This window comes from Vibrio sp. 10N.222.51.C5, assembly GCF_041474575.1.
GTDB classification, from domain to species: Bacteria; Pseudomonadota; Gammaproteobacteria; order Enterobacterales; family Vibrionaceae; genus Vibrio; species Vibrio crassostreae_C.
Map to the genome: position 1 here is coordinate 18,254 of NZ_JBFRUJ010000013.1, position 17,345 is coordinate 35,598.

General features: G+C 44.4%; 15 protein-coding genes, 1 pseudogene and 1 other annotated feature. Of the genes and pseudogenes, 5 read left to right on the forward strand and 11 right to left on the reverse strand.

Annotated elements, in window-relative coordinates; genetic code table 11:
- The first annotated feature begins 84 nt into the window (after positions 1-84).
- Complete coding sequence (locus AB4558_RS04585; RefSeq protein WP_017059319.1) at positions 85-273, forward strand: DUF3545 family protein; 189 nt, start codon at positions 85-87, stop codon at positions 271-273.
- 151 nt (positions 274-424) lie between these two features.
- Here AB4558_RS04585 and AB4558_RS04590 read toward each other — a convergent pair whose 3' ends face one another.
- From AB4558_RS04590 to nfo, 3 genes are all read right to left on the reverse strand, one after another.
- A complete protein-coding gene (locus AB4558_RS04590; protein WP_017070073.1) occupies positions 425-976 on the reverse strand; it encodes a hemerythrin domain-containing protein in 552 nt (183 codons plus the stop codon).
- Between the two features lie 86 nt (positions 977-1,062).
- Positions 1,063-1,743 (reverse strand): uracil-DNA glycosylase, encoded by a 681-nt coding sequence (gene ung, locus AB4558_RS04595; protein ID WP_102428207.1) that lies wholly within the window; start codon positions 1,741-1,743, stop codon positions 1,063-1,065.
- A gap of 397 nt (positions 1,744-2,140) precedes the next feature.
- Positions 2,141-3,049, reverse strand: coding sequence for a deoxyribonuclease IV (gene nfo, locus AB4558_RS04600; protein ID WP_102319761.1), 909 nt, complete (start codon positions 3,047-3,049; stop codon positions 2,141-2,143).
- A 326-nt stretch (positions 3,050-3,375) separates the two neighbouring features.
- Between nfo and grcA the strand changes: the two genes are divergently transcribed.
- Positions 3,376-3,753: an autonomous glycyl radical cofactor GrcA gene (gene grcA, locus AB4558_RS04605; protein WP_017059315.1), complete on the forward strand. Its 378-nt coding sequence runs from the start codon at positions 3,376-3,378 to the stop codon at positions 3,751-3,753.
- A 77-nt stretch (positions 3,754-3,830) separates the two neighbouring features.
- On the opposite strand, the gene thrC is transcribed toward grcA, so the two are convergent.
- Genes thrC through thrA form a run of 3 tightly spaced genes read right to left on the reverse strand, consistent with a single transcriptional unit; the run spans position 3,831 to position 8,544 of the window.
- Positions 3,831-5,114, reverse strand: coding sequence for a threonine synthase (thrC, locus tag AB4558_RS04610; protein WP_017059314.1), 1,284 nt, complete (start codon positions 5,112-5,114; stop codon positions 3,831-3,833).
- Positions 5,111-6,067, reverse strand: coding sequence for a homoserine kinase (gene thrB, locus AB4558_RS04615; RefSeq protein ID WP_372072706.1), 957 nt, complete (start codon positions 6,065-6,067; stop codon positions 5,111-5,113). The genes thrC and thrB overlap by 4 nt, the downstream gene beginning before the upstream one ends.
- A 17-nt stretch (positions 6,068-6,084) precedes the next feature.
- Positions 6,085-8,544, reverse strand: coding sequence for a bifunctional aspartate kinase/homoserine dehydrogenase I (gene thrA / locus AB4558_RS04620; RefSeq protein WP_372072702.1), 2,460 nt, complete (start codon positions 8,542-8,544; stop codon positions 6,085-6,087).
- 29 nt (positions 8,545-8,573) lie between these two features.
- Positions 8,574-8,692, reverse strand: a sequence feature (Thr leader region).
- Positions 8,693-9,009: 317 nt separating this feature from the next.
- On the opposite strand from thrA, the gene AB4558_RS04625 reads away from it, so the two are divergent.
- Positions 9,010-9,468, forward strand: a complete 459-nt coding sequence (locus AB4558_RS04625; protein ID WP_017070076.1) for a hypothetical protein — start codon at positions 9,010-9,012, stop codon at positions 9,466-9,468.
- Positions 9,469-9,580: 112 nt separating this feature from the next.
- Here the strand turns inward: AB4558_RS04625 and AB4558_RS04630 are convergent, their stop codons facing one another.
- Positions 9,581-10,066 carry a putative 4-hydroxy-4-methyl-2-oxoglutarate aldolase gene (locus tag AB4558_RS04630; RefSeq protein ID WP_017059310.1) on the reverse strand — a complete coding sequence of 162 codons (486 nt, stop codon included), beginning with the start codon at positions 10,064-10,066 and terminating at the stop codon, positions 9,581-9,583.
- A gap of 47 nt (positions 10,067-10,113) precedes the next feature.
- Here AB4558_RS04630 and AB4558_RS04635 point away from each other — a divergent pair.
- Positions 10,114-10,215, forward strand: a pseudogene (locus tag AB4558_RS04635) (ribonuclease activity regulator protein RraA); the annotation flags it as partial.
- A 429-nt stretch (positions 10,216-10,644) separates the two neighbouring features.
- A complete protein-coding gene (gene arcA, locus AB4558_RS04640) occupies positions 10,645-11,361 on the forward strand; it encodes a two-component system response regulator ArcA (protein WP_004741534.1) in 717 nt (238 codons plus the stop codon).
- 136 nt (positions 11,362-11,497) lie between these two features.
- On the opposite strand, the gene AB4558_RS04645 is transcribed toward arcA, so the two are convergent.
- The 4 genes from AB4558_RS04645 to AB4558_RS04660 form a co-directional block, all read right to left on the reverse strand.
- Positions 11,498-11,941: a hypothetical protein gene (locus tag AB4558_RS04645; protein ID WP_050644351.1), complete on the reverse strand. Its 444-nt coding sequence runs from the start codon at positions 11,939-11,941 to the stop codon at positions 11,498-11,500.
- A gap of 7 nt (positions 11,942-11,948) precedes the next feature.
- On the reverse strand, positions 11,949-14,318 hold the full coding sequence (arcB, locus tag AB4558_RS04650; RefSeq protein ID WP_017062885.1) for an aerobic respiration two-component sensor histidine kinase ArcB: 2,370 nt from the start codon (positions 14,316-14,318) through the stop codon (positions 11,949-11,951).
- A gap of 174 nt (positions 14,319-14,492) precedes the next feature.
- Entirely contained in the window at positions 14,493-16,244 is a 1,752-nt protein-coding gene (locus AB4558_RS04655; RefSeq protein ID WP_017059307.1) for a diguanylate cyclase domain-containing protein, read from the reverse strand.
- Between the two features lie 91 nt (positions 16,245-16,335).
- Entirely contained in the window at positions 16,336-17,289 is a 954-nt protein-coding gene (locus AB4558_RS04660; protein ID WP_372158199.1) for a TIGR01212 family radical SAM protein, read from the reverse strand.
- Between the last annotated feature and the right edge of the window lie 56 nt (positions 17,290-17,345).

The following is a 17,345-nucleotide window of genomic DNA, read 5'->3' on the forward strand; positions in this document are numbered from 1 at the left end:
GAGAAACAAATCAAAGTTATTGTGAACCTAAATATGATATTTATTGGTTCGTAAGAACTAGTCCCACGGAAGGAGATATGGCTTATGGATAGCTTTCAATTCGATGAAGTATCAGAACTAGAAATGCCTCGTGTAACTCAAAAATCACGCTCGAAACCACTCAAGCGTAAGTGGCGTGAAATCGAAGCCATCAACGATCGTAGGCAGCTTGAGAAAGAGCTGAGAGAGATGAACCTAGGTCTTGATTTTAGCCTTGACGATATAAAACTTTAATCAGCACGATAAGAAATCAGATAGCAAAAGGCACCTATATAGGTGCCTTTTTTATTTTTTGAGGTAGTTAATCCGCTCAAAGCGCCATTTGGAAACCAACCCTCTAATATAGAGGACACCTAAAATAGGTGCACCTCAACATTACAACGGGCTAAACACACTCTTGTTCATTTTGTCGAACCCGAGCCGCGAGTTGGCGATATTGATCGGCGATGGTCTCTCCAAAAACAGGGTCATCTTCCGGTTGAAGCCATTGAGACTCCACTTCTTGCCAATCTTTCACCGTGAACGCCTCAACAATCATGGGTAGCACATGCTTCTCTTCATATTCCATGTGCTTTCGCTGAGCCTTAACAAACGCTTCAAGCTGCTCAATAAAGACTTGCTGAGGAACCACCGCATCTTGAAGGATCATATCGACCAAACCTAAAAAGTCCGCCGTTTTCTCAGAAAGCAATTGATGCTCTAACTCCAAGTCTTCAATCGCTTGCTCGCTGCCATATTGCTTAAGATAGTAGCGATAAATGACGTCTTCTTTAGGGTGATGCACTTTGTCTGAATGGTTCATAAGGTAATGAACCACCTCTGCGATCAGGCTATAGTTTATTTCTCGCTCCTGTTTCAGAAACTCTAACTTACTGTTGAGTATCGCGAGTAAACGAGCCATATAGCCATGCTCTCGTCTTATCCTTTCAATCATCATAGTATTGCACTCCATTACACCTACTATTTATAAGTGTATACGAATATGCTGATTTATGATTTGACCCTGCTCAGAAAACCACCAACCTACACTTCTGTTGGTAAACGCCAGTCAATAGGTTGTTGATCCATAGAAGAAAGCAGCTTGTTGGTTGTAGAGAAATGCTGACAACCGAAGAATCCACGGCGTGCCGATAATGGCGATGGGTGAGGTGCAACCAACACATGATGCTTGTCGTCATCAATCGCTTGACCTTTCTTCTGGGCGTGTGCGCCCCACAACAAAAAGATGATCGGTTCAGAGCGCTGATTGAGCTCAGCAATAATGGCATCGGTAAAGGTTTCCCAGCCACACTTAGCATGTGAGTGTGCTTTTGCCTCTTCGACTGTAAGGACTGTGTTCAACATCAACACCCCTTGCGATGCCCAAGAATCGAGATAACCATGACTAGGAATCTCAAAGCCCTCTATATCTTGTGCAAGCTCTTTGTACATATTGCGTAGAGAAGGTGGGATTTTCACACCAGGAAGCACTGAGAATGCTAAGCCGTGAGCTTGGTTAGCACCGTGATAAGGATCTTGCCCTAAGATAACCACTCGCACGGATTCGAAAGGCGTCATATCAAAGGCACTGAACACCTGTTCTTGTGGCGGGTAGACGGTTTTACCACTATTACGTTGCTGTTCAACAAACGCGAGGACACTCTGAAAGTACTCTTTATCACGTTCATCATTAATAATGGATTCCCAAGTCTTTGGTGCGCTCATCGTTTTACTTCCCAATCATCAAGGTTTCTAGCGGCTTTCGCCAGACAAAAAAATAGCTGTATCGGCTAACTGTCCTAAATAAGGCTCTAGTTATACCTCATACAGCTATCAATAAACATGATGTGTAGGGTTCACTTGTTGATGAATCATAATAATCAGTTCAAGTTGTGCTTATCTCGATTAACCACTTTTCTGCTGTGTACGATGGTGGCCGTGGTTATGCACGTGACGGTTTGGTGTAGGTAAACGGCGTGCGACAGCAATAGTTGAAGTTTGGGTGATTGAATACATAAAGGCACCTCCTCTAAGACATCGTGAACTACATATTCACTTTAATACTATGAAAGAAAGGTGCCAATTTTTAGAAATAGACGGAAATAAATTTCCCCCTCTATTATTACGCTTGTTCGCTCGCTAGCGTTGCTGAGCGATGAAACATTCTAAGTTGTTGAATTTCCTCTTTCCAGATCGTCGAATCAATGGTTTCCAAGATAAGAGGGATACCATTAAAGCGAGAATCAGAGGCAATATACTCAAAACAATCCCAGCCAATTTCGCCTTTTCCTAAAGAATGGTGTCGATCGACTCGGCTCGCGAACTCAGCTTTTGAATCATTGATGTGCATTGCTCTTAGATAGTGCATACCCACGATGCGGTCGAACTCAGCAAAAGTATGCTCACACGCCTCTTTTGTACGTAAGTCATAGCCAGCAGTAAACGTATGGCAGGTGTCTAAGCACACACCCACACGTGACTTATCTTCTACCTGCTCGATAATCTCGGCTAGATGTTCAAACTTCCAACCCAGATTAGTGCCCTGCCCAGACGTATTCTCGATCACTGCGATTACGTCAGGTACCGCTTGATGAGCTAGGTTGATCGATTCAGCGATCTTCGCCAAACATTCGCTTTCTGAGATTTTCTTTAAATGACTCCCAGGATGAAAATTCAAAAGCGTTAGTCCAAGTTGATTACAACGCTCCATTTCATCAATAAAAGCCGCGCGTGATTTCTCTAGCTTCTCTTCTTCTGGCGCTCCTAGGTTAATCAGGTAGGAGTCATGAGGAAGAATGTGCTCAGCACCGTAGCCCAACATTTTGCAATTGGCTTTAAAGGCACTAATGGTTTTCGCTTCTAGTGGTTTTGCCGCCCACTGTCTCTGGTTCTTGGTAAACAGTGCAAACGCATTGGCACCTATTTCACGTGCACGCATAGGCGCCTGATCAACACCACCAGCAGCCGACACATGAGCGCCAATAAACTTAATATTTGTTTCCGGTTTTGAGGATGAATTATTGTTTGTCATTAAATCACTTTACACTTTCAGAATGCTTAATAAATAAAGGGTCGTATCGGTTGTAGTTCAATAAAAACACAACAAATGTAGTAAACTTACAACAAATATGACTGTTAAATATTTTTTATACTTTAAAATATTTTGTAATTACTTTGTTTTTAAAGGTTTTATTGATTTACCTCAATATAATCACCTTTGTAAAAATATGGTTTTTGGTTGTTTTTTGACTTAAATCAATGTTAACCTTACTAATATTAGGTATATATTACCCAGCTCAATAAAAATCGAAAGTTAACACCATAATCAAACCACATTCAGTGGACTAGGAGATAGTTATGATCCAAGGTATTCAAATTACTAAAGCAGCAAACGATGACCTACTAAACTCAATCTGGCTACTAGATAGCGAGAAGAATGAAGCTCGTTGTGTTGTTGCTACTGCAGGTTTCGAAGCTGACCAAGTTATCTCAGCTGCAGACCTAGGCGAGTACGAAAGCCGTGAAGTTGCAATCGAAGCAGCACCACGCATCGAAGGTGGCCAACACCTAAACGTTAACGTTCTTAAGCGTGAAACGCTAGAAGATGCAGTTGCTCACCCAGAGAACTACCCACAGCTAACTATCCGTGTATCGGGTTACGCTGTACGTTTCAACTCTCTAACAACTGAACAGCAACGTGACGTTATCGCACGTACGTTCACTGAGTCTCTATAATTTTTAGAGCTTAAATTAGAATACAAAAACGGCGCTCATTGAGCGCCGTTTTTATTTGTTCGAAAAACAAATGGACGTTACGGTTGAACTCGACGAAGCACAGCTTTTAGCGCTTCAAAATCGTTATCAAGATCTTCAGACAACAATTCCATCGCCGCGTGTTTTGCTAGCGGGCCAGGCAGTTCGATATCAGAACCTAGGATGTCATCAACCACTTCTTTGAATTTCGCTGGGTGTGCTGTACACAGGAACAAGCCAGTTTCGTTCTCTTGCAGTTGCTCTTCCAGTAGACGGTAAGCAATCGCACCATGTGGTTCACATAGGTAACCTTGTGCTTTTAGGTCGCGAACTGACTCAGCGCTCTGCTCGTCAGATACTTTACCTTTGCCTAGTGTATCTAAGCCCCAACCTTTCAGTTGGCAAAGCTCTTCGATACGAGGCCAGTTGTTTGGTTGGCTTACGTCCATCGCGTTCGATGTTGTCGCAACAGTCGGTTTTGGATCCCATTGACCTGTTTCTAGGTAACGAGGAACAGTGTCATTTTCGTTAGTTGCTGCGATAAAACGCTTAACAGGTAGACCTAGCGCTTTAGCCAATAGACCAGCCGTTAGGTTACCAAAGTTACCACTTGGTACAGAGATAACGAGGTTTTCACGTTGCTCTTTAGTCAGCTGAGAAGCCGCCTCAAAGTAGTAACAGATCTGAGCCATTAAACGGCTGATGTTGATCGAGTTTGCCGAATTAAGACCGATCTCTTTACGCAGTTCAGCGTCATCAAATGAGTCTTTAACTAGAGCCTGACACGCATCAAAGTCACCATCAATCGCCACAGTGTGGATGTTCTTGCCAAGCGTACAGAACAGCTTCTCTTGCAGTGGGCTGATCTTGCCTTTCGGGTAAAGAATCACAACATTGATGTCTTCCATGCCGTAGAAAGCATGCGCAACCGCCGCACCAGTATCACCTGATGTTGCCGTTAAGATAGTGATTTGACCACCATCAGAAACAGCTGCTAAAGATTGAGCCATAAAGCGGCCACCGAAATCTTTAAACGCCAGTGTTGGACCGTGGAAAAGCTCAAGCGCGTAAACGCCGTCTTTTACTTGGTTGATTGGTGCAGGGAATTGGAACGCTGCATCCACCATTTGGTCGATCTGTTCTTTTGGTAATTCATCACCAATCAATGCTGACAGAATCTTTGAGCTACGAGGGACAAAGTCCTCTGCTAGCAGCGCATCGATATCATCAAACTTTGGCAGTTCAGATGGGAAAAATAGACCTTGATTACGGCCTAAGCCTTGACGAACGGCTTGGCCAAAAGAGACTTGTTCATCATTTTCTTTGATGTTGTACAGTTTCATAACTCACTTCCTGTAACGATCGAACCCTGCTTATCTAGGCGACAAACGTGAACGAATCCTTCTTCATTTTGTACGTAATTTTGTTCTAACCAGCGTGCAACACGCTCGGCGACATCTTGTTCTTTGCAAATGCTAAATAGAGTTGGACCACTACCAGAAATACCAGTAGCCAGTGCCCCAGCTGACAGCGCGTATTTACGAGCATCAGCAAACCCTGGAAGCAGTTTCTCACGATATGGTTCAGCGATCACGTCTTTGATCATCTTCGCCGCCAGTTCAGGTTGACCTGAATGACACGCGTGGATAAAGCCCGCTAAGTGACGACCATGAGCAATAATATCCTGACGACGATATTGAGATGGTAGGATCTCTCTCGCTTCAGCCGTTGAAACCTTAATACCCGGATAAGCCATTACCCAGTACCAGTCGTCAAAACACGGTACTTCTTGGCTGATGATGCCTAGCTCTTCAAGCATGAGCTGCACACCACCAAGGTAACATGGCGCAACGTTATCGTAGTGGATACCACCTGAAATCTTGCCTTCCATTTCACCCATCAGAGCAAGCAGTTCAGTTTCATTCAGGGGCTGACCGTGAAAACGGTTTAGCGCATCCAGTGCCGCGACGATTGAACAGGCACTAGAACCCAAACCTGAACCGATAGGCATGTTCTTTTCTAGCGTCATTTCCAAAGGCTTTAGCGTAACGCCTTTTTTATCAAGCTCTCTCGAAAACACAACCCAGCAGTCGTAGACAATGTTTTCTTTGGTTTCAGTTGGCAGCTTAGAAACAAAACTGCCTGCTGTTTTTAGTGAGAATGATTCATCACCTGCTTTAACCATAACTCGGTCACCTAGCAGCGTGCCATCCACTGGAGACACAGCTGCCCCCAGCACATCAAACCCTACACTGACATTGCCGATTGATGCAGGCGCATAAACAACAACATCCATATCACTTGAACTCATTCCTAAACTCCTAATTTCCAACCAAGAGTACGCATCACATCAGAGAATACGCCAGCTGCTGTTACTTCAGTACCCGCGCCGTAGCCACGCAGTACTAGAGGGATTGGTTGGTAGTAACGGCTGTAGAATGCTAATGCGTTCTCGCCATCTTTAATCTTGAACATTGGATCGTCGCCATCAACAGCAGCGATACGAACCTTACACTTGCCTTCAGCGATTTCGCCAACATAACGAAGTACTTTGCCTTCTTCAGCGGCGATAGCTGACTGCTCTTTGAAGTAAGCATCCGCTTCTGGCAAGCGAGCCATAAACTCTTCAACCGTACCTGAATCATCAAAACCCGGTGGCAGAGCTTGGTCTACTTCAACATCTTCAAGTTCAAGCGCCATACCTGCTTCACGAGCAAGAATAAGCAGCTTACGCGCCACATCCATACCAGATAGATCATCACGAGGATCCGGTTCTGTGAAGCCGTTATCTTTTGCAATGTTGGTTGCTTGGCTCAGTGTCATACCTTCATCAAGCTTGCCGAAGATGTAAGACAGTGAACCCGAAAGAATGCCGTTGAACTTCTCCAGTTCATCACCTGCAGAGATAAGGTTCTGTAGGTTTTCGATGACCGGTAGACCTGCACCTACTGTTGTCTCGTACATCAGCTTACGACGTGAGTTGCGTGCAACTTCACGAAGCTGATGGTAGTAAGCCATGCTTGCTGTGTTTGCTTTCTTGTTTGGTGTTACTACGTGGAAACCAGCCGCTAGGAAATCAGCGTACTGCGCCGCAATACCTTCGCTAGACGTACAATCAACCAATACTGGGTTGATGATGTGGTTACGTTGAACCAAAGCCGCTAAACGCGCTAGGCTGAACTCTTCAGTCGCACTCGACATACGGTCACGCCACTGCTCTAACGGTAGACCATCGCTGTCTAGCAACAAACCTTTACTGTTTGCTAAACCACATACGCGAATCACGATGCCTTTTTCAGCCAGTTTGCCTTGCTGACGTTGGATCTGGTCAACAAGCTCGCCACCAACACCGCCGACACCCACAACGAATACATCTAGGAAGTGCTTAGAGTTAAATAGGTTCTCGTGACACGCTTTGATTGCTTCAGAGATTTTGTCTTCAGGGATAACCGCTGAAATAGCGCGCTCTGAAGAACCTTGAGCAATAGCAACAATGTTGACGTTCACTTCAGCTAAAGAAGAGAAGAACTGAGATGCTACGCCACGTGAAGTGCGCATACCGTCACCCACCAGCGTTACAATCGCAACGTCATCCATGAACTCAACCGGCTCTAACAGGCCATCTTTAAGTTCAAGTTCAAACGCGTCTGACAACACTTGTTTCGCTTTCACCTTATCAGCCGATTCAATACAGAAGCTGATGCTGTACTCAGAAGAAGATTGAGTAATAAGGACAATAGAAACGCCAGCAGAAGACATCGCGCCGAATACACGACTCGCCATACCTACCATGCCCTTCATGCCTGGGCCTGATACGTTAACCATGGTTAGGTCACTTAGCGTCGTAATACCTTTGATTGCTAGGTTATCTTCGCCAGTGTCTTGGCCAATCAAAGTACCTGCGCCTTGTGGGTTGAAGCTGTTTTTGATCAGACAAGGAATGTGGAATTGCGCAATAGGAGCAATGGTTTTCGGGTGTAGAACCGAAGCACCAAAGTAAGAAAGCTCCATCGCTTCTTGGTAGCTAAGCGATTTAAGAAGACGAGCGTCATGCACCAAACGTGGGTCACAGTTGTAAACACCGTCTACATCTGTCCAGATTTCACAGCAATCAGCACGTAGACACGCCGCTAACACAGCCGCTGAGTAGTCAGAACCATTACGACCTAGTGTGACTAGCTCACCTTTTTCATTACCCGCAGTAAAGCCAGGCATGATGTTAACGTGACCTTTAGGAAGTGGAGATTGTTGGAAGTTCTGAGTAGAGACATCCACATCGACCATAGCTTCAAGGTGATCGCCTTTAGCGTATAGGTATTGGACAGGGTCAATCAGGCTTGCTGGTTGGCCTTTCGCTTCCAGTACCGCTTTCATTAACTGGATAGAGATTCGCTCACCTTTACTGATGATGCGAGCATTAACGTGGTTCGGGCACATACCAAGTAGGTTGATGCCATTCACGAACTGCTTTAGCTGAGCAAGAGAGGTATCCACCTGCTCTTGAAACGCGGCACCATCGATAGAAGGCACGACCGCTTTGATCTCTGCAAACAGTGTGTTAAATGAAGATTCGATCTCTGTAATCTGTGCGTCAGCTTCACCATTTTTCAGTGCAGCTTCAATAACAGCGACCAACTTATTGGTTGTTTTTCCTGGAGCCGATAGTACAACGGCTAGCTCTTCTTGCTGGGCATTATTAGCGATGATATCAGCCGCTCGTAAAAAACGATCTGCATCAGCTAATGATGAACCTCCAAACTTTAAAACGCGCATCCCTTTCTCCATAAGTCATAAAAATGGTACAAAAAAAGGCCTGTATCTTGTTGGATACAGGCCTTTTTTTTAAAATCCGTTACTTAGCAGCCTGCCCCAACAATGTTAATGTCGGTAATAATAATGGTTGTGGTCATTACTAGGTGGCTTACGTGCTGCATATCAAATTCTCTGCTTGTGCTTTACTCTACGTGTATCAATTTTTACCACTGGACGTCAATGAAAAGTTGCGTTTTTTTTACATTCGCACCGTTTTTCAGAGCAAACCGTCATTTAAGGGATAAAACACCCTGTATAAACCTTCACTTAAGATACTGGATTTACTCATTGAACAGGCAAGAGTGATCAATTGCATATATAGTCATAACAAAATGCTATATCGATTGTGCAGCGAACGTACAAGTTCTGTGCTTTAATTGAACGATAACGTTCGAAGAACAATAATAATGACATCAGGAGTGGGAAATGAAGAGATTACTTATTCTTTTGGCTTTTGCTATGCCTGTTGTTTGTTCAGCGAATAGCTTGCCTCTACTACCCAGCCAGATCGATAGTTCTTCTCATAAATTCTTTATCTCCACACAAAACGCGTCGAGTGAAAGCTTCGATACTTGGAAGATAGACAGCGGCTACTCTTATAGCTTGTTTTCAGATGTGGATCTTTACGTCGGTACACGTATCAATAGTGCGGCACTGAAACAGGAAAGTGGATTCTTGAGTGGTGTCAGTTATCAGTTCTCAGAAAGAGTCTCTTTTAACAGTTCTCTACACACCTATAAAGACGAGACCGAAGACAATGAGAAATCGGTAGCCGCAGAGGTTTCCAGCCGAGTGCAACTAACAGATAACCTAGATTTGCATGCCACCCTTGATTATGAAGAGTGGCAGCAAGGTGTTGAAGTGGGACTAGGGTTTCGCTTTTAGTCTCTTTAGCTTGTTCTTTATTAACAGATTAGTGCGGATTGAGATCCAAACTTTTAGTACATCACAAACCATTCCCCGTTCTAATCTATCAACGGCATTCAATTTGAGTCAGTTACGATTCAATTAACAGCTCAGATGAAATTAACACGCCATTCCAATCGGCATAAATATAGTCACCAGGCTGAATCAGTTGATTATGTATAGAGAGTGTCACATTCACTTGGCCGACACCGCGTTTCTCTGTTTTGAATGGCGATGCACCTAACGCCTGAACGCCAAGGTCCATTTGCGACATCATGCCTACATCACGCACCGCACCGTTTACAATCACGCCTTCCCAACCGTTTTCTATCGCGAGAATAGCGAGTTGATCGCCAAGCAGCGCCTTCTGGCATGAGCCATTTCCGTCAACGACAAGCACTTTGCCACAGCCGTCGGTCTCTAAAACCTCGCGAACCTTGGAATTATCGTGATAACAACGAACTGTTACAATTTTTCCAAAGAACGCACCACGTTGGCCGAAGTTCTGCAATGGCATGTTCAGTAGGGTGACTTCGCTTTCAAACTCATCACACAAGTCGGGTGTTATATCGTGCATATATCCTCCGTGAGTAAGGCGTTACCAGTTATGTCAGGCTAGCCTCTATGCTTTTATATGTTATTAAAATTAATCCTTTGTTTTCATTGTTCTATGCTCAATTTATTACTCAATAAAGGTTGATTGAGCATATTTATCTACTAGACTCTTAAGACAGCTTTCAGCTTCCTTGGTTCATAATCCGGTCTTTAGCAGGCAAGATGTGCGAAGCATCTCGAATAATCATTCTTGTTTTGGTGCTAAATAGTCACCATAACATTGGTTAAGTTGTAGCCATACTATTAAAGTTTGTTGCGATACGGCAATTGATGTAAATCAACAAAGTGAATGGAATTAACATTCTCGCGTTGTTAGCATGCTGTTAACATTATAGAATCCACTCCAATCACTAAAAGAATGATTGAAAGGCGTACTGGATCTACGTTATTGGGCAATACTTCAAGGAAGGCAGATAGCTGGAAGTAAGTGTTTTTTTGAAAACTTTAAGTTATCATCAAAAATACATTACCTGTATGTTATGTTTTTGCCTAGAATTTATTCTATTAGCACAGTTTCGTCACAAATTTAGGTACCGCCAAATGCAAACCCCGCAGATTCTTATCGTTGAAGATGAGCAAGTAACTCGTAACACTCTAAAGAGTATTTTTGAAGCAGAGGGATATGCTGTTTTTGAGGCTAGCGACGGTGAAGAGATGCACCAAGTGCTATCTGACAACCAAGTTAACCTTGTAATTATGGACATCAACCTTCCAGGTAAGAATGGCCTACTACTTGCACGTGAACTACGTGAGCAAGCAAACGTAGCGCTTATGTTCTTAACTGGTCGCGATAATGAAGTTGATAAGATCCTTGGCCTAGAGATCGGCGCTGATGACTACATCACTAAGCCTTTCAACCCTCGTGAACTGACTATCCGTGCACGCAACCTTCTGAACCGTTCTATGAGCACAAGCTCTGTTCAAGAAGAGAAGCGTAGCGTTGAGAAGTACGAGTTCAACGGTTGGGTACTAGATATCAACAGTCGTTCTCTGGTTAGCCCAGATGGCGAAGGCTACAAGCTACCTCGTTCAGAGTTCCGTGCTCTACTTCACTTCTGTGAGAACCCAGGTAAGATCCAAACACGTGCAGACCTTCTTAAGAAGATGACTGGCCGTGAGCTTAAGCCACACGATCGTACTGTAGACGTAACAATCCGTCGTATTCGTAAGCACTTTGAATCTGTTTCTGGTACGCCAGAAATCATCGCAACGATTCACGGTGAAGGCTACCGCTTTTGTGGTGACCTAGAAGACTAATTCGATTCGCGCTTCTTACCATTTAGCACTACTCACCAGTAAGTGTTATTAACAATAGAAGCGTCATCAATAGTTATTAAAAAGGGAGAATGCCAACGCATTCTCCCTTTTTTATTGTTCTTAATTGGATAAGGTTTTAGTAAACCGTATCCACCTTAACGTCTTTCTCTACTAACCACTTCACGGTTTCGCCATCTTTAAGTTCAACCGCTACATCAACAGGCTTGTCGCTGTCGATCTCTAGCTGCCATACAAACGCGACTTCCCATTGAGTTTCACTGTGTGTTCTTAAATCAAGATCGTCAGCCGTTACCAACAAGGTGTCTGCACCCTGTTTAACCGTAACACTCTCAACCGCAAGCGTTGCTGGCAGTTGTGAATCTGACTCTAGGTAGATAGAACCATGCAGGGTCTTATCTTGAGTCTCGCCAATCGTTGGCATCTTGTTGTGCCAAAGGTTGCTTTTCATGGTAACTGTTACTGCAGATACTTCGACTTGATTATCTTGCTGCCATTCTACTTGTGGCGCAGAACAACCCGCTAATGCCACTACACATGCGGCGAATGCTAATTTTTTCATTATTCTTCTACCTTTGATTTAACCAACTCTTTAAAACTTCAATGTCATTCTGGTATTCGTTATTTATCTCATCAACCCAATCTGAAATGTTCTCCCACCACGCAGGCAAATCTGGAGATTGAGCTTTCTGGGCAACTTGTTGGATGCGTTTCAGACCAATAGAACCTGCAGCACCTTTAATCTTATGTGCCTCAGAAACGATACTGGCTTTATCTTTCGCGACCATGTTGGAGTTCAATATTTCCATATACTCCGGCATCATATCTTCGAACATCGCGATGCTATCCAAAACCGGTTTCGGTCCAACAATATCAACATAAGACTCTAGCATATCAATATCAAGCAAAGTGGTATCAATTTCTGAAAGAACAGGCTTACTCGCGTCGACTTTATCAATGCTCTCAACCTTATCGGTGCCCGCTACCTTCTCAATTACCTCTGGTGCATCTTCGATAAGTTCACTGATGACATCTTGGATAGCTCGAACCGACAAAGGTTTACTGATCGCTTCGTCCATGCCTTTCTGGAAGTACTCTTGCTTGTTGTTTAATACGTTCGCAGTTAACGCCACCAAAGGCGGTAGCTGGCTGTATTTCTCGCGGTAGTATTGAGCAATATCGAAACCCGTCATATCTGGCAGTTGGATATCCAACAACACCAAATCATAGTCTTCAGGATTGAAAGCAATTTGCGCCTCTTTACCCGTCATCACGACTGTCACTTCATGGCCAAGGCTTTCAAGTAGAGAGCGAGCCACTGTGATATTGAGTTCAATGTCTTCGACCATAAAGATCTTAAGATTCGACTGTTTTCTTGGCGTTTTGATCAGAGCCTGAGTATCGTGATTCACTGGAACTCGAATCGAAACCGTAAAGGTACTGCCAAAGCCCTCTTCACTGATGACTTCAATGTGGCCATCCATCATATTAATTAGCTGTTGAGAGACAGCGAGACCAATACCCGTGCCGACAGCGTGCAAGTTGTCCGTGCCCGATTTCACCTGATAGTACATCGCGAAGATCTTCTCGATTTCACTTTCAGGGATACCAATACCAGTATCTTCCACTTCCATCGTAATGTTGGCAAAGTCACCATCAATGTCGGCGCTGACTGTCATCACCACTCCACCATCTTTGGTGAACTTCATCGCGTTACTAACAAGGTTCCACAGTACCTGTCTAAGACGAGTACCATCCACCTCAACAGCAGCTGGAAGATCAGACAATCTTTCTAGATCGAACCTTAACCCTTTCTGCTCAGCCATCAACGCAGAGATACTTTCGATCTCGACAACGAAATCTTCAAAGTTAATAGGCGTAGGGAAGAGTTCAAGCTTACGGCGGTCGAACTTATCCATATCAATAATATCGTTGAAGATATTACCCAGTGTCACCGCGCTCACCTTGATGGTTTGCATCTGCTTGCGCTGTTCGGTGGTCAGTTGGCTATCAAGCAGCATGCGGCTCAAGCCAATGATGCCGTTGAGCGGCGTTCTTAACTCGTGGCTAATAGTTGAGATAAAGGTGGTCTTATCGCGGCTGGCTTTTTCTAACGACTCTTGATGCTCTTTACGTTCAGTAATATCGCGGCCAAAACCAACCAAGCCCAAGTGACGACCATCTTTGCTGTAGAAAGGCACTTTACGCAGTTCGAAGTAACTCTTGCGGCCATCTGGGTATTCAAGCCATTGGTCATAAGTCAGTGCTTGGTTGTCAGCAAATACTTTCTTATCGGTTTCAACAACTTGCTGAGCGACCTCTTTACTGTAAACATCCCAAGGAGTTAAACCAACTAGCTCTTTTTCTGTTTTACCAGTGAGCTCTTCAACCGCACGGTTACAACCAGAGAACACACCATCTTCATTACGGTAGTAAATAAGGTCAGGCGAGGCATCGATAAACGAGCGTAACAGTGCAGTACGTTCTGCGAGTTCAAGCTGAGTACGCTCGCGCTGGAACACCTCGTTTTCGAGATCTTGCATTGCTTCTGCGCGCGCTTCTTCCGCTTTTTCACGCTCTTCAATTTCTTGATTAAGCTTCTCGATATTGAGCTGCATTTTATTGTTGAGTTCTTGGTCTCGCTCACGCATGTCGCCAAGTTTAGAGACCAATTTCGCTAACCTTTGACGTGATTCTTCCAACTGGTCCACGACCACTGACAGAAAATAAACCGCCCAAGGCGTGATCACTAAACCGAAGAAAACTGAACGGACAATGTCGATGTCATCAACATTGCCTTTGAGTGCAAGGGTGATACCGACTTGCACAACAACAGCGAGGGCAACAAGCGCTAGGGCGAGTAAGATAGAAAAGCGGACAATCCCCAGTTTTACGAGTAGATCCACGTAATACTGGGCAAGATTTTTCATGGGTTTCATTTAGCGCTCCATGCGATAAGACTAGCAACATTCTACCCTGTTTGAAGATGGGAGGTAAGCTAGCTACATCACACGCAGCAAGTGTTCAGCGGTAATTTCGAAGGTTAATTAACCAATACAAATACTAACTAAGCAAAAATAGCCGGGGATAATCAAATTGCCAATTTTATAGCGTTAGCGAATTGAGTATGGATGCACCATTGAACGGTTGCGACCGTCTGATTTCGCTTGATACAACGCACTATCAGCCAAGGCAACAGCCGATTCCATTTCATCATCAGGTGTAGGAATGTAAGAGATAATACCAATACTCACCGTGATGAATTCAGAGACTGTCGACTTCTCATGCGCAAGTTCCAATTTTAGGACTTCATCATGAATACGCTGCGCCACCAGCTGAGCACCTTCGGTCGTTGTATTTGGCAGAATAAAGCCGAACTCTTCACCACCATAACGAGCCACACAATCAGATGAACGATTCAACACCTGCTTAAATGCCTGAGAAACCTGAATCAAAGCATCATCGCCTTGTTGGTGTCCGTAAAAGTCGTTGTAGCCTTTAAAGAAGTCGATATCACATAGCATGATCGTCAGTGGCAGCTTCTCACGCACATGATAATGCCACAGTGTAGAGAGCTGTTCATCGAAACGACGTCGGTTAGACACTTTAGTCAGGCTATCCATAAAGCTGAGGCGTTCAAGTTCAAGGTTGGCTTCTTCAAGCTTTTGTTCTGCTAGATAACGCTCTGTAATATCACGCGCCATGATCAACACACCATTAGTGCTCGATGCTGGATCTCTAAACGGTGATTTGACTACATCATACCAAGTAAATGTTCCATCACTTGAGACCACTTTGTCGATATAACGCAGTGATTTACTTTGATGAAGCACTTGATGATCGGTTTCTGATATTCGCGTATAGATGCTATGTGGCACCACATCTTGTAAACGTTTACCGATCAAGTCACTGACTTCAGAGATACCCAGCGCAGCCACAAATGGTTTATTACACGCTTGATAAACCATGTTTTCATTAAAGATACCAATCGAGTCTGGGCTGGCCTCCAGGAGGTTTTGCAAGATGGTGTCACGCTGCGCAAGTGCCACTTCGGTATCTTTTCGCTTCTCCATCTCGCCACGCAGTTTCTGCTGCATGTCATGCCAATCGGTCACATCATGACTAATAGAGAGCGTGCCGATGGTTTCTCCATCTTGGGAAAGCAGCACACTTTGGTAGGTTTCAAGCAAGCAGCTTTTTCCATCTTGATCTGTAGTCCAAGAGCGTTCACTTACACGACCTTTTAATACTCCACCAGAAACACTCAGGGTGCCCTCTTCAGCACGACCATGCCAAAACTTTTTAAACGAGCGATTACTCGTCACTAACTGACCTTTCTGATCTTTCACGTAGATCAGCTCAGACAAAGAATCCAAAGCGGTACGAGCAACATTCAGTTCTCGAACTTCTTGGGACAGTTCTTCGTTAGTGTTTTTATAAGGTGAGGCGTGAATCATCCAAGCCTGCTTATTTCTAAAATGGATCTTACGACCGATCAAGTTGATCTTGAACGACTCAAATTCAGAAAGCGCCCACAGGGAGACCTGCTCGAAGGCTCGAGAGTTGATGTGGTTGGTTAAGTAGTGACGAAAGCTGTTCTCGCTTTCCACAGTAGGAAAGCGAAAATTAACACCGATTTGGCGGATACCAAGCAACTGCATGGCTTGGCGATTGGCATAGAGTATTTCGCCACTTCGAACATCAACAAAGTAGAGTGGCGACGGGGTAGCAAGTAGAAGCGTTTCGATATGCGACTGATAACGAGAATAGAGATGCCAGCAGATGAGAGCAATCAGCAATACAACAACGATATAAATACCGTAGCCATACGCCCTGTCCCACAACCAAGTCATTACCAGTTCCATTTACTCTCAATCTATACCATAAAATCTGTTAGGGAAATGTTACCACTATTTATTGGTTTTATCTGCTGTTACCTACAGTCACCCATTTCTATTAATTGGCCGCGTTTAAAACAGGCAACGTGTACTCGAATGCACAGCCCGTTTTGATGCCTTGAGCACCGGTTTTATCCAACGAACGACCTATTTCAGTCATCGCTAACCAGCGGTTCTCACACCATAAAGGAGAAAGTAAGGTTGGGCGTCTCGCCGCTGAAGAAACACGGTGATAAACCACGTCCGCAGGCGTGCGTTGAATGATCTCACTCGCGATATCGATGTACTCTTCAAGGCTTGGGGCTTCTAGCTTTCCTGCCTTCCACGCCTTAGCCATGGTACTGCCCTCTACTATATGAAGGCCGTGCAGCTTAATACCATCGGTGCCAACGGCTAATACCTTGTCTAAGGTTTCAAGGTTATCCGCTTTAGTTTCTTTTGGTAGACCAACAATCAGGTGAGTACACACCTTGATACCTAAAGCGCGTGCGCGTTGGGTGATCGTTTCATACACCGCAAAATCGTGGCCGCGGTTAATTCGCTTGAGGGTTTTATCATTGGCGGTTTGCAGGCCAAGCTCGAGCCAAATCTCATAGCCTTGTTTAACGTAGCCCGCTAACAGATCCAACACCGCATCAGGCACACAGTCTGGTCGCGTACCAACACAAAGGCCGACGATCTCTGCACCGGGTGCTTTTAGCGCCTCTTCATACATATTCTTGAGCACTTGCACCTCAGCATAAGTGCTGGTGTACGCCTGAAAGTAAGCCAGGTACTTCTTGGCACGAGCAATCTCACCCGCACGATCTTTTAGCTGGTCAGCAATACTTTGAATTTGAGTTTGTTCATCGGCAAAGGAAGCCACGTTACAAAACGTGCAACCTCCACGGCCAATTGTCCCGTCTCGGTTTGGGCAGCTGAAACCACCATGAAGCGTCAGCTTGTGAACCTTCTCGCCATAACGGCGTTGAAGGTCTTGGCCGATAGTATTGACCAACTCGTGTAATTGCATATTTTCAAAGCACTCAAGTAAATAAGAATGAATATCAGTCTTTTTTGAAAAAAAAT